The organism is Buttiauxella sp. AC142 (genome assembly GCF_979253435.1).
The window spans coordinates 3,000,978-3,013,939 of record NZ_CEEDCH010000001.1 but is presented as its reverse complement, the minus strand read 5'-3'; the positions used below and the strand labels follow the sequence as shown (position 1 = coordinate 3,013,939).

Below are 12,962 nucleotides of genomic sequence, written 5' to 3'. Positions count from 1 at the left end.
CAATCCATTTCATGCACACTTGGTGCGGCGTTCAGCAATAAAAGAAACCAGGAATACAGCGCCAATCAGGTCAAAGAAACCCATGGCGATAAATAGAGGGTTGTAGCCAATCTTGTCAGCGGTAACGCCAATCAGCAGCGAGAACAGGAAGCTGGCAATCCAGGCGGCAGAACCACGCATACCGTTTACCGTCGCCATCTGGCCTTTATCAAAGGAGTCAACAACCAGCGCACTCAACATGCAGGAGATAATCTGGTGCCCGAAGCCGCCGACGGAAATCAACGCGATGGTGACGTACGGGTCTTTGGTGAGGGCAACCAGCGCCAGCGAAATCATCAGGAACGCGCCGGTCACCGAACTTGCCACAATGGAATTAGTGCGTGAGCAACCAAACCAGCGGGTATAGATTTTCGTCAGATAGCCGCTTGCGATACTGCCGAGGTCTGCGGCAAGGAACGGCAGCCAGGCAAACATCGCTATCTGTTTGAGATCCATTCCACGTTCGGAAGCAAGGTAGAGCGGAACCCAGAAGCTCAGCACGGCCCAGGCCGGTTCAGCCATAAATGCTGGGATGGCGATACCGTAAAAACGTTTGTTTTTGCCGACGGTTTTCAGTGCGGTCAGGAACGGCATTTTCACCGCGTCAGGTTCGTTATCCTGCTTGATGAATTCCAGTTCTTCTTTGCTCAGATTCGGGTGCTGCTCCGGGTTGTGATAGAACAGCCACCACAAAATGACCCATAACATTGCCAGCACGCCGGTAAACATAAACGCGCCCTGCCAGCCGAAAGAGGCATGAGCAAAATAGATGATTGGCGGTGCCAGCATTGCCCCAATTGAGAAGCCAACGCCTGCCCAGCCTGCGGCAATTGGGCGTTCTTTTTTCGGGAACCATTCGCCAATCGTTTTGGCGTTAGCGGGAGTTGCGGCGGCTTCAGCTCCACCCATAAAGAAGCGCAAAATGGCCAGTTGCAACCAACTTCCGGCACCCGCGTGCATCATACAAACGACGGCCCAAATCCCTGCACAAACTAAGAAGCCGAGTTTGAGGCCGATAACATCAATCAACCAGCCGCAGATTGGCTGGAATACGGTATAAGCCAGTTGGAACGCACCGACGATATAAGAATATTGCTGAGTGGTAATCCCAAGAGAAGATTTCAGCTCAGGTGCCAAAATGCCCAATGAGTTGCGGGTAATGTAGTTAACGGTAACGCCTAACAGGAACAGCACCAGAACCCACCAGCGCAGGTTTTTAATAGTGCGTTTGGCCTTAACGGCGGTAACCCCTGGATTTATGCCATGACTCATGTCGTTCTCCACGTAGAAGCAGTGTCTATCGGAATGTTTGCCACAATTTGAAATTGTGAAAATTGTATCTATTTGATTAATAATTATTTTATGTGCTTCTTGCCGCAAGCAGGCAGGCTCAGTTGCGGCAGTAGAGAGAGCGTAAAACAGTTAGAAAATGTCCAATAGCGGCTTTTGTGCAAATATTTTCATATGAAAGCGGAATACGTGCGTTTGCTAACGAAAATACCTGTGACAAAGCCATACACTTCAGCATGAAAATTTTTTCATTGCCGAAATGGGCGCAGATCACAAAATGAGTAAAAAGCTAAAAATCACCGAAATCGCCGCTGAAACCGGGCTTTCAATTAGCACCGTTTCGCGTGTGCTGGCGGGCAAGTCCAACACCAGCGAACAGGCTCGGCAACGGGTTTTGAACTGTGCCGGTCAAAAAGGCGTGCTTGCGGGGATGGCAGCGGGGCGCATGCTACTTAATAGTTTGGTCGTTTTCGCGCCTCAGCGTGCTTTTGATGAACGGTCTGACGTCTTTTATTATCGTGTCACGCAAGGGTTAAGTCAGGCGCTTTCCCCACATGAAGTGCGGCTGCGTTACTGTGCGCTGGAAGAAAACGACAGCGATGCCAACCTGTTTCTGAGCAAAATGAACGAGGTGGAAACAGAAGCGGCGATCTTGCTCGGCATTGACGATCCGCATATTCACGATCTGGCGGTGGATATCGGCAAGCCTTGCGTGTTGATCAACTGTCGCGATCGCAAAATGCGTCTACCCGGCGTTGCGCCGGATCACCAGTTGATTGGCGATTTTGCGGCAAGTTACTTGTTCGAACAGGGGCACAAATCGGTGGTCACATTACTGTGCCTGCGCCGCTACACCATGGAGTTGCGTCTGGCGGGGGTTCGCGACGCATGGGATGCCAACAATCTGCATTTTGACGACGCACGCCATCTGATTACCGCCCAGAGTTTTAGCGCCAAAGAGAGTGAAAAACTGATTAGCGAATTTCTGGAAAAAACACCGCGGCATCAGCTCCCGACGGCATTTTTAGTTGGCGGTGATTTTATGGCGGCAGGGGCGGTCAGTGCGCTGCAAAATGCCGGATTACGCGTGCCGCATGACATTTCGGTCATGAGCATCGACGGCTTTAATCTGGCAGCGATTCACGATGTGCCGCTGACCTCGGTGCATGTTCCGCGCGATCAGTTAGGTGAGGAAGCGGTGCATATTCTTCAGCAGCGTTTAATCCGCCCGGATGCGCCGATTGGGAATTTACTGCTTAACGGAACGTTGGCGGTGCGGGATTCGGTGCGCCGTATTCGTCCGAACAAGAGTCATACGGCGGTCAGCAGCGTGGGGCTTTATGATGAATGAGAGCCACACACTTCGCATTGCGGGTTACGCGGCAATTTCATTTCGCGGAACTGGCAGGTCATCGCATCGTACATCACGATTTTTCCGCTTGCGGGTGTGCCGTAATGCGCCAGCAGTTTGATGGCTTCCATCGCCTGCAATGAGCCGATGACGCCGACCAGCGGAGCCATCACACCTGCTTCAACACAAGTCAGTGCGTTGTCGCCAAACAAACGGCTCAGGCAGCGGTAGCACGGCTCGCCATCCTGATAAGTAAAGACGCTGATTTGCCCTTCCATTCGAATTGCCGCGCCCGAAACTAAGGGCTTTTTAAGCGTAAAACAGCACTGATTTAGCTGATTACGAATGGCTACGTTGTCAGTGCAATCCATCACCAGGTCATGCTCCGCAATCAATTCCAGCAACTGCGTTTCGTCTAACAGCGCGTTGACCGTTTCAATCTGAATATGTGGATTAATTGCTGCCAGCACATCGCGGGCAGAATCGACTTTGGGCTGCCCGATCGTGGCATCGCGATGCAGCGTCTGGCGCTGCAAATTGGACAGTGCCACGGTGTCAAAATCCAGCAATGTCAGTTGGCCGACGCCTGTCGCTGCCAGATACGGCGCGCTGGCACAACCGAGGCCGCCAAGCCCGACAACCAATACTCGCGCGGCTTTCAACGCTTCCTGGCCGTCAAAATCAAAGCCGCGCAGAATAATCTGGCGGTTGTAGCGCAGCATCTCCTGATCGCTCAGTTCAGCGCCCATCGTTAGCCTCCAAACAGATGATTGAACGGCTCAATCTCAACCCAATCGCCCGCTTCAACATGGCCGCGCTCACGTTCTAGCACGATAAAACAGTTGGCCTGGCTAAAGGAGCTAAAAATATGCGAACCCTGGTGGCCGGTACTCAATACTTCTAGTTGCCCGTCTTCGCCCCTGCGCATGATGCCGCGCTGGAAATCGAGGCGGCCCGGCGATTTTTTCAAACGCCCGACGGTACGCGCGCGCTGGCGCGGCGGCAGGGCATTGCTTTGCTCGCCGCTGAGTCTGGCAAGCAGCGGCTGAACCAGCTGATAAAACGTCAGTGCCGCGGAAACCGGGTTGCCCGGCAGGCCGCAGAACCAGCTATTTGTCAGACGACCGAAAGCAAAAGGTTTGCCCGGCTTAATCGCCAGTTTCCAGAAACCGACCTCACCCAACTCTTCGAGCAATTGTTTGGTGTAATCCGCTTCACCCACAGAAACGCCGCCGCTGCTGATGACCACATCGGCCTGGCTGTCGGCTTCAATAAATGCGGTGCGCAGCGCTTCAGGATCATCACGGATGATGCCTAAATCAATAACTTCACAGCCCAGTTGTTCGAGCATGATATGCACCGCAAGGCGGTTGGTATCGTAGATTTGACCGTCGCCAAGGGGTGTTCCTGGCAGTTGCAACTCATCACCCGTTGAGAATACCGCCGCACGCACTTTACGCAGCACGGCGACCTCTGGAATACCTAACGAGGCAATCAGCGGTAATTCCGCCGCCGTCAGTTTTTTACCCGCAGGTAACACGCTGCCGCCCTGGCGAATATCTTCCCCACGCAGGCGAACGTTTTGCCCGTTTTTAACTTCTTCATTAAAGCGCACGCCGCTTTCGGTCACGGTCGCTTCTTCTTGCATCACGACGGCATCCGTTCCCCGCGGAACTGGTGCGCCAGTCATAATGCGAATGCAGGTTCCCGCAGGCCACTCGCCGTCAAACGGCTGCCCGGCAAAGGCTTTTCCCGCCACGGGCAGAGCTGTTCCTGACGCCAAATCTTGCAGGCGTACCGCGTACCCGTCCATGGCTGAGTTATCAAAGCCAGGCACATCAATGGGAGACGTGACAGGGTGCGAGGTAATGCGTCCACAAGCCTTCAGCAAAGGGATGGACTCAGATTCGGTGACAGGAACAATACGCGAGAGCATCTGTTCCATTGCGGTTTCAAGGGGGATAAGCCCGGCGGTAAATTCCATGAAAGCTCCTGCTACGCGGGGAAAAATATGTCGGACATTATGGCAGAGAAACGGTGCTGGCTGAATGTCCCATTATGGGTAATCCGGTATACCGTTTTCCTTTACATCACATTTACATCTTTCTATATTCAAAAATCGTATTAGTTAACAGTCACTATTCTGATATTTATAGCTTTCGTAGTTTTTGTAGGTCGGATAAGCGAAGCGCCATCTGACAACACAACGGACTCCGACAATACAACGCACTCTGACAAGGCAATGTCGAAATGAGCAAAGCAGTAATCGCGATCCACGGTGGCGCGGGAGCCATCACTCGTGCACAACTTAGCCCCGAAAAAGAGCTGCTGTATATTAAGGCGCTCTCGGAAATCGTTGAGGCAGGCCAGGCGTTGCTCGAGGCGGGCGGTACTGCGCTGGATGCCGTGACCGAAGCGGTTCATATGCTCGAAGAATGCCCGCTGTTTAACGCCGGAATTGGCGCGGTTTTTACCCACGACGGCACGCATGAACTGGATGCCTGCATCATGGACGGCAACACGCTAGAAGCGGGTGCGGTGGCGGGTGTCAGTCATATTCGTAACCCTATTCTTGCCGCGCGCCAGGTTCTGGAACACAGCCCGCATGTTTTGCTGATTGGCAAAGGCGCTGAAAACTTCGCCGAGCAGCATGGCCTTGAGCCCGTTTCGCCCGATCTCTTTTTCACCCAACAGCGTTGGGATCAATTGCAAAGCGCTCGTGCAAACCAACAAACAGTGTTGGATCACGACGGCGGCGACCCTATCGATCCGGGCACCAAATTTGGCACCGTCGGCGCTGTCGCTCTCGATAAATACGGCAACCTGGCTGCCGCGACCTCCACCGGCGGCATGACCAACAAATTACCGGGTCGTGTAGGCGATTCACCGATAATCGGCGCGGGTTGCTACGCCAATAACGCCAACGTTGCAGTATCTTGCACCGGCACGGGTGAAGTGTTTATGAAAACCCTCGCGGCTTACGACATCGCAGCCCTGATGGAATATGGCGGGCTAAGTCTGCATCAGGCGACCGAGCGCGTCGTCATGGAAAAACTTCCGGCGCTGCAAGGTAGCGGGGGAGTGATTGCCATTGATAGCGAAGGCAATGTGGCATTGCCATTTAATAGCGAAGGGATGTACCGCGGCTACGGTTTTGTCGGTGATGCCCCGAGCGTTGGAATCTATCAAAGCCAGGAGGGCTGATGCCCAGAAGTCATGAACTTCCCGAGGACGAAGTGCTGTCTGTAAGCCGACTCAACGTGAGTTTTCGCCAGGAAAATGCCGACATTCAGGCGGTGTCAGACCTGTCGTTTACGCTAAAACGGGGTGAAACGCTGGCCATTGTCGGGGAGTCTGGCTCGGGAAAATCAGTGACGGCGCTGGCGTTAATGCGCCTGCTGGAAAAATCCGCAAGCCGCGTTGAAAGCGATAACATCCTACTGCGCCGTCGCAACGGCGAGGTGATCGCGCCTGCCGAATTAAGTTCATCGCAAATGCGCCATGTGCGCGGTGCCGATATCGCAATGATTTTCCAGGAGCCGATGACCTCGCTCAATCCGGTGTTTCCGGTAGGAGAACAAATTGCGGAATCTATCCGTCTGCATCAGGGGTTGGATAAACACGCGGCGATGGAAGAGGCCAGGCGCATGCTCGAACGGGTGCGCATTCCGGAAGCGAAAGCGATTCTTGGCCGTTATCCGCACCAGCTTTCAGGCGGGATGCGCCAGAGGGTGATGATTGCCATGGCGCTCTCGTGCCGTCCTGCGGTGCTGATTGCCGACGAACCGACTACCGCCCTGGATGTGACCATTCAGGCGCAAATCCTCCAGCTCATTCGCGTTCTACAAGATGAAATGCAAATGGGCGTGATATTCATCACTCACGATATGGGCGTGGTAGCGGATATCGCCGACCGCGTGCTGGTGATGTATCGCGGCCAGGCGGTGGAAACCGGCACCGTAGAGCAAATTTTTAGCGCACCGGTTCATCCTTATACCAAAACGTTGCTGGCAGCGGTTCCGCGCCTTGGCGCGATGAATGGCCGTGATTTGCCACGTAAATTTCCGCTGGTTGATCCGCAACACCCCGATAAACCCGAAGCAGAAACCGAACAAAACACCATTGCCCCCGGTTCCGTTCCCATTTTGCAAGTCAGCGATTTAGTGACGCGCTTTGATATTCGCAGCGGCATTTTTAACCGTGCCACCAGCCGGGTGCATGCGGTCGAAAAAGTGAGTTTTGATTTGTGGCCCGGCGAAACGCTGGGGCTGGTGGGGGAGTCGGGGAGCGGCAAATCCACCACCGGGCGTGCGCTGTTGCGGCTGGTGGAAACCCAGGGCGGCAGCATTCACTTCAACGGCCAGCGCATCGACACGCTTTCCAATGCCGACATGCAGCATGTGCGCAAAGACATTCAGTTTATCTTCCAGGATCCGTACGCCTCTCTCGACCCGCGCCTGACGGTGGGGTATTCCATCATGGAACCGCTGCTGGTTCATAACGTGATGCCCAAAGAGCAGGCGCAAGAACGCGTGGCCTGGTTACTGGAGCGCGTCGGGTTGCAGGCGGAGCATGCGTGGCGTTATCCGCACGAGTTTTCTGGCGGGCAGCGCCAGCGCATTTGCATCGCCCGGGCATTGGCGCTCAATCCAAAAGTGGTGATTGCCGATGAGTCTGTCTCGGCGCTCGATGTATCGATTCGGGCGCAAATCATCAACCTGATGATGGATCTCCAGCGCGAGTTCGGCATCGCTTTTCTGTTTATTTCTCACGATATGGCGGTGGTGGAACGTATTTGCCATCGCGTGGCGGTGATGTATTTAGGGCAAATTGTTGAAATTGGCCCGCGACGCGCCGTGTTTGAAAACCCGCAGCATCCGTATACCCGAAAATTAATGGCCGCCGTTCCGGTGGCTGACCCTACGCACCGCCGTCCCAAACCCGTTTTGCTTTCCGATGATATCCCCAGTTCCACGCATAAGCTGGGGAGCGAACCGCATGTTGCAACGCTTGTGAATGTTGGGCCAGGGCATTTTGTCGCTCGCCCATAATAAAAAATTGAGTCCGGCAAGGATAATCAGGAGAACACAATGACCATGTTTGAGAATAAAAAGTGGCTGTTGGCCGCAGGGCTGGCGACCAGTGTGATTGCCGCACCGGCATTCGCGGCGAAAGATGTCGTTGTTGCTGTTGCGTCCAACTTCACCACGCTCGACCCGTATGATGCTAACGATACGCTGTCGCAGGCAGTAGCGAAGTCGTTTTATCAGGGGCTATTTGGCCTTGATAAAGAGATGAAACTGCAAAACGTGTTGGCCGAAAGTTACACCGTTTCTGACGACGGACTGGTTTACACCATCAAATTACACCCTGGCGTTAAATTCCAGGATGGGACTGATTTCAACGCCGAAGCGGTGAAGATTAACCTCGATCGCGCCAGCAATCCTGAAAACCATCTCAAACGCTACAACCTGTATAAAGCCATTGCCAAAACCGAAGCGGTTGACGCCAGCACGGTAAAAATCACCCTTAAACAGCCGTTCTCGGCGTTTATTAATATTCTCGCCCACCCGGCAACGGCGATGATTTCCCCGACCGCGCTGAAAAAATACGGCAAAGAGATTGGTTTCCATCCGGTCGGCACTGGCCCGTATCAGCTTGATACCTGGAACCAGACTGATTTTGTGAAGGTGAAGAAATTCGACGGTTACTGGAAACAGGGGCTGCCTAAGCTCGACACCATCACCTGGCGTCCGGTGGTTGATAACAACACCCGAGCGGCCATGCTCCAGACCGGCGAAGCGCAGTTTGCCTTCCCCATCCCTTACGAGCAGGCTGGCGTGCTGGAGAAAAACGACAAGCTGGAGCTGGTGGCTTCGCCTTCCATCATGCAGCGTTATCTCAGCATGAACGTGACGCAAAAGCCGTTTGATAACCCGAAAGTGCGTGAAGCCATTAACTATGCGATTAACCGCCAGGCGCTGGTGAAAGTGGCGTTTGCCGGTTATGCGACCCCAGCCGAAGGCGTAGTACCGCCGTCTATCGACTTCGCACAAATTTACAAAGCGTGGCCGTATGACCCGGCAAAAGCGCGCGAACTGTTGAAAGAAGCGGGCTATCCGAACGGCTTCGAAACCACGCTGTGGTCATCCCACAACCACAGCACCGCGCAGAAAGTGTTGCAGTTCACTCAGCAGCAACTGGCTCAGGTCGGCATTAAAGTGAAAGTCACAGCGATGGATGCCGGGCAGCGTGCCGCGGAAGTGGAAGCTAAAGGCCAGAAAGAGAGCGGCGTGAGAATGTTCTACACCGGTTGGTCGGCCTCGACAGGTGAAGCGGACTGGGCGCTGTCGCCGTTGTTTGCCTCATCTAACTGGCCGCCAACGCTGTTTAATACCGCGTTCTACAGCAATCCGCAGGTGGATAAAGACCTGAGCGAGGCGCTGAAAACCACCAATCGTGACGAGAAAGCGAAGCTGTATAAAGACGCGCAGGACACCATCTGGAAAGAGAATCCATGGGTGCCGCTGGTGGTCGAAAAACTGGTTTCCGCACACAGCAAAACCCTCACCGGTTTTTATGTGATGCCAGATACCGGGTTTAGTTTTGATGATGCGGATTTGAAAGAGTGATGATTTTTGATGTGCGTTTACGCCCTCACCCTAACCCTCTCCCCCAGGAGAGGGAACAATCCGGTTTTCCCCCTCTCCCAGGGGAGAGGGCCGGGGTGAGGGCGATAAAACAATGAGACAGGCCAATGTTTAACTATTTCCTCAAACGCCTGCTGGGCCTGATCCCCACACTGCTTATCGTGGCGGTGCTGGTGTTTCTGTTCGTCCATCTGCTCCCCGGCGACCCGGCGCGTTTAATCGCCGGGCCGGAAGCGGATGCCACCGTGATTGAAATGGTGCGCAAACAGTTGGGGCTGGATTTACCGCTGTGGCAGCAATTTTTGCACTACATCGGCAACATTGTGCAGGGGGATTTCGGCACCTCGATGGTTTCGCGCCGTCCGGTTTCCGAAGAGATAGCCAGCCGCTTTATGCCCACTTTCTGGCTCACTATCACCAGCATGATTTGGGCGGTTATTTTTGGTCTATTCACCGGCATTATTGCTGCCGTGTGGCGTAACCGCTGGCCGGACAGACTCAGCATGACGATCGCGGTTTCCGGTATTTCATTTCCCGCGTTTGCACTCGGCATGTTGCTGATGCAGGTTTTTTCCGTCGAACTGGGCTGGCTGCCGACGGTCGGTGCCGATAGCTGGCAGCACTACATTTTGCCGTCTGTCACGCTGGGGGCGGCGGTCGCTGCGGTGATGGCGCGTTTTACGCGTGCTTCGTTCGTGGATGTGCTGCAAGAAGATTACATGCGCACCGCACGCGCCAAAGGGGTGAGCGAAACGCTGATTGTGATTAAACACGGTCTGCGCAACGCGATGATTCCGGTCGTCACCATGATGGGATTGCAGTTCGGTTTCCTGCTCGGCGGTTCGATTGTTGTCGAAAAAGTCTTTAACTGGCCAGGGCTTGGGCGCTTGCTGGTGGATTCAGTCGAAATGCGTGACTACCCGGTGATTCAGGCGGAAGTGTTGCTGTTTTCGCTGGAATTTATTGTTATCAACTTAGTGGTGGATTTGCTGTACGCCGCCATTAACCCGGCCATCAGGTACAAGTAAGGATGCGACTCTTTAACTGGCGACGCCAGGCGGTACTGAACGCGATGCCGATTGTTCGGCCAAACCAGGTGCGCACGCCGTGGCACGAATTTCTGCGCCGCTTACGCAAACAGCCGGTGGCGATGCTTGCCGGGTTGTTCGTGCTGTTTCTGATTGTGGTGGCGCTGGTTGCCCCGTGGATTTCGCCGTTCGATGCGGAAAACTATTTCGATTATGACCGGCTAAACGATGGCCCGTCGATGCTGCACTGGTTTGGCGTGGATTCTCTCGGGCGCGATATTTTCAGTCGGGTTTTGGTCGGGGCGCAAATCTCGCTGGCGGCGGGGGTATTTTCGGTCTTAATCGGGGCGCTGATTGGCACGTTCTTCGGGTTGCTGGCGGGATATTACGAAGGCTGGTGGGACCGGGTGATTATGCGCATTTGCGACGTGCTGTTCGCCTTCCCTGGGATTTTGCTGGCAATAGCCGTGGTTGCGGTAATGGGCAGCGGCATGTCGAACGTGATTATCGCGGTGGCCATTTTCAGCATTCCGGCCTTTGCCCGCCTGGTGCGCGGCAATACGCTGGTACTGAAACACCAAACCTTTATCGAATCGGCACGGAGCATTGGCGCATCTGATGCGACGATTATTTTCCGCCATATTCTGCCGGGTACGGTTTCGTCGATTGTGGTCTATTTCACCATGCGTATCGGGACGTCGATTATTTCGGCGGCGAGTTTGTCGTTTTTGGGTTTAGGTGCTCAGCCCCCCACGCCGGAATGGGGCGCAATGCTCAACGAAGCGCGGGCCGATATGGTGATAGCACCTCACGTCGCGCTCTTTCCGAGCCTGGCGATCTTCTTGACGGTGCTGGCGTTTAATTTGCTGGGGGATGGGTTGCGGGATGCGTTGGACCCGAAGATAAAAGGGTAATTTCAAAGAAAAAAGGCGGATGACGCTTACGCTTATCCGCCCTACAACTCTATTTCGTAGGTCGGATAAGCGTAAGCGTCATCCGACATTCAGAACTTAAACCACTGAACCCCACAAGTCATATTCGTCCGCGTTTTCAACTTTCACGCGCACCACATCACCTGGTTTCAGTTTGGTTTCGCCGTTCAGGTAAACCGCGCCGTCGATTTCTGGAGCGTCAGCCATGCTGCGGCCAATCGCGCCTTCTTCGTCAACTTCATCAACGATAACCAGAATTTCGCGGCCCACTTTTTCTTGCAGACGTTCAGCAGAAATCTGCTGTTGCAGCTGCATGAAGCGGTTCCAGCGCTCTTCTTTTACTTCTTCTGGCACAGGATCGGCCAGTTCGTTGGCGGTCGCACCTTCTACCGGGCTGAACTTGAAGCAACCAACACGATCCAGACGCGCTTCTTTCAGGAAGTCGAGCAGCATCTGGAAGTCTTCTTCGGTTTCGCCTGGGAAGCCAACAATAAAGGTGGAACGCAGCGTCAGATCCGGGCAGATCTCTCGCCATTGCTTAATGCGCTGCAACTGGCGATCAACGCTGCCTGGGCGCTTCATCAGCTTAAGAATACGCGGGCTGGCGTGCTGCAATGGGATATCCAGATATGGCAGGATCTTGCCTTCCGCCATCAATGGGATCACATCATCCACGTGCGGATACGGGTAAACGTAGTGCAGACGTGTCCAGACGCCGAGTTTAGCCAGTTGTTCACACAAGCTAACCATGCTGGTTTTCACCGGCTCACCGTTGTAGAAACCGGTGCGGTGCTTAACGTCCACGCCGTAAGCTGAAGTATCCTGAGAGATAACCAGCAGCTCTTTCACGCCTGCATCTACCAGACGTTTCGCTTCGGACAGCACATCGCCAATCGGACGGCTGTCGAGATCGCCACGCATGGAAGGGATGATGCAGAAGGTGCAACGGTGGTTGCAGCCTTCGGAAATTTTCAGGTAGGCGTAGTGACGTGGGGTCAGTTTCACGCCTTGTTCCGGTACCAGGCTCAGGAACGGGTTATGTTTTGGTTTAGGCACATAGTGGTGAACGTGCTGCAAAACTTGCTCGTAGCTATGTGGGCCGGTGATTTCCAGAACTTTAGGGTGCACTTCGCGGATTTGATCTTCTTTGGCCCCTAAACAGCCGGTCACAATCACTTTGCCATTTTCGTTCAGCGCTTCGCCGATCGCTTCGAGCGACTCTTGTACGGCACTGTCGATAAAGCCACAGGTGTTAACGATAACCATATCGGCATCATCATAGCTAGGCACTACATCGTAACCTTCGGTGCGCAGCTCAGTCAGAATCCGTTCAGAATCAACGAGGTTTTTTGGGCAGCCGAGGGATACAAAGCCAATACGGGGTTGTTGCATACGGGTTACGCTCACAAAGTAAACAGAAAATAAAAGCCGGGCGATTCTACACGGGTTTTGGGCAAGGCTCTACTTATGCTGCGACAAATTAATGCATGAATTTATTCTCCATCCAACGAGCCATACAAGGTTTATCGTCTGGTGCAACTGTTTGTACCTGAGAGAACAGTGTGACTAGTTGTTAATTCTTTTTTTTTCATTTGATCATAGCTCTAAATTTTTACTCTTTCTCTCATAACCACACTGGAGCAGTGGTTAAAATCGTGCCACCATTCGTTCA

The 12,962-nt window shown here is 53.8% G+C and carries 10 protein-coding genes; 6 read left to right on the top strand and 4 right to left on the bottom strand.

The window, feature by feature from the left end; translation table 11 throughout:
* Positions 1-9: 9 nt before the first annotated feature.
* Positions 10-1,311 carry an MFS transporter gene (locus AC0IWZ_RS14035; RefSeq protein ID WP_471676991.1) on the bottom strand — a complete coding sequence of 434 codons (1,302 nt, stop codon included), beginning with the start codon at positions 1,309-1,311 and terminating at the stop codon, positions 10-12.
* Between the two features lie 295 nt (positions 1,312-1,606).
* Between AC0IWZ_RS14035 and AC0IWZ_RS14030 the strand changes: the two genes are divergently transcribed.
* The gene (locus AC0IWZ_RS14030) at positions 1,607-2,680 is read left to right on the top strand and encodes a LacI family DNA-binding transcriptional regulator (protein ID WP_471676993.1); all 1,074 of its coding nucleotides are present in this window, start codon (positions 1,607-1,609) and stop codon (positions 2,678-2,680) included.
* Here the strand turns inward: AC0IWZ_RS14030 and moeB are convergent.
* Positions 2,668-3,429 carry a molybdopterin-synthase adenylyltransferase MoeB gene (moeB, locus tag AC0IWZ_RS14025; protein ID WP_034496964.1) on the bottom strand — a complete coding sequence of 254 codons (762 nt, stop codon included), beginning with the start codon at positions 3,427-3,429 and terminating at the stop codon, positions 2,668-2,670. The genes AC0IWZ_RS14030 and moeB overlap by 13 nt on opposite strands.
* A gap of 2 nt (positions 3,430-3,431) precedes the next feature.
* Positions 3,432-4,664: a molybdopterin molybdotransferase MoeA gene (moeA, locus tag AC0IWZ_RS14020; RefSeq protein WP_471676994.1), complete on the bottom strand. Its 1,233-nt coding sequence runs from the start codon at positions 4,662-4,664 to the stop codon at positions 3,432-3,434.
* A gap of 266 nt (positions 4,665-4,930) precedes the next feature.
* Between moeA and iaaA the strand changes: the two genes are divergently transcribed.
* From iaaA to gsiD, 5 genes are all read left to right on the top strand, one after another.
* Positions 4,931-5,884 (top strand): beta-aspartyl-peptidase, encoded by a 954-nt coding sequence (gene iaaA, locus AC0IWZ_RS14015; protein WP_471676995.1) that lies wholly within the window; start codon positions 4,931-4,933, stop codon positions 5,882-5,884.
* Positions 5,884-7,731, top strand: coding sequence for a glutathione ABC transporter ATP-binding protein GsiA (gsiA, locus tag AC0IWZ_RS14010; protein WP_471676996.1), 1,848 nt, complete (start codon positions 5,884-5,886; stop codon positions 7,729-7,731). The genes iaaA and gsiA overlap by 1 nt, the downstream gene beginning before the upstream one ends.
* 39 nt (positions 7,732-7,770) lie before the next feature.
* The gene (gsiB, locus tag AC0IWZ_RS14005) at positions 7,771-9,312 is read left to right on the top strand and encodes a glutathione ABC transporter substrate-binding protein GsiB (protein ID WP_471676997.1); all 1,542 of its coding nucleotides are present in this window, start codon (positions 7,771-7,773) and stop codon (positions 9,310-9,312) included.
* 125 nt (positions 9,313-9,437) lie between these two features.
* Positions 9,438-10,358, top strand: a complete 921-nt coding sequence (gsiC, locus tag AC0IWZ_RS14000) for a glutathione ABC transporter permease GsiC (protein ID WP_410373361.1) — start codon at positions 9,438-9,440, stop codon at positions 10,356-10,358.
* 2 nt (positions 10,359-10,360) lie between these two features.
* Positions 10,361-11,272 (top strand): glutathione ABC transporter permease GsiD, encoded by a 912-nt coding sequence (gene gsiD, locus AC0IWZ_RS13995; protein ID WP_034496948.1) that lies wholly within the window; start codon positions 10,361-10,363, stop codon positions 11,270-11,272.
* A 96-nt stretch (positions 11,273-11,368) separates the two neighbouring features.
* Here gsiD and rimO read toward each other — a convergent pair whose 3' ends face one another.
* Positions 11,369-12,682 carry a 30S ribosomal protein S12 methylthiotransferase RimO gene (gene rimO, locus AC0IWZ_RS13990; protein WP_034496944.1) on the bottom strand — a complete coding sequence of 438 codons (1,314 nt, stop codon included), beginning with the start codon at positions 12,680-12,682 and terminating at the stop codon, positions 11,369-11,371.
* Positions 12,683-12,962: the final 280 nt, after the last annotated feature.

Coding starts and splice junctions, on each gene's coding strand:
- AC0IWZ_RS14035 (WP_471676991.1), bottom strand. CDS start 1,311: ATGAGTCATGGCATAAATCCAGGGGTTACCGCCGTTAAGGCCAAACGC.
- AC0IWZ_RS14030 (WP_471676993.1), top strand. CDS start 1,607: ATGAGTAAAAAGCTAAAAATCACCGAAATCGCCGCTGAAACCGGGCTT.
- moeB (WP_034496964.1), bottom strand. CDS start 3,429: ATGGGCGCTGAACTGAGCGATCAGGAGATGCTGCGCTACAACCGCCAG.
- moeA (WP_471676994.1), bottom strand. CDS start 4,664: ATGGAATTTACCGCCGGGCTTATCCCCCTTGAAACCGCAATGGAACAG.
- iaaA (WP_471676995.1), top strand. CDS start 4,931: ATGAGCAAAGCAGTAATCGCGATCCACGGTGGCGCGGGAGCCATCACT.
- gsiA (WP_471676996.1), top strand. CDS start 5,884: ATGCCCAGAAGTCATGAACTTCCCGAGGACGAAGTGCTGTCTGTAAGC.
- gsiB (WP_471676997.1), top strand. CDS start 7,771: ATGACCATGTTTGAGAATAAAAAGTGGCTGTTGGCCGCAGGGCTGGCG.
- gsiC (WP_410373361.1), top strand. CDS start 9,438: ATGTTTAACTATTTCCTCAAACGCCTGCTGGGCCTGATCCCCACACTG.
- gsiD (WP_034496948.1), top strand. CDS start 10,361: ATGCGACTCTTTAACTGGCGACGCCAGGCGGTACTGAACGCGATGCCG.
- rimO (WP_034496944.1), bottom strand. CDS start 12,682: ATGCAACAACCCCGTATTGGCTTTGTATCCCTCGGCTGCCCAAAAAAC.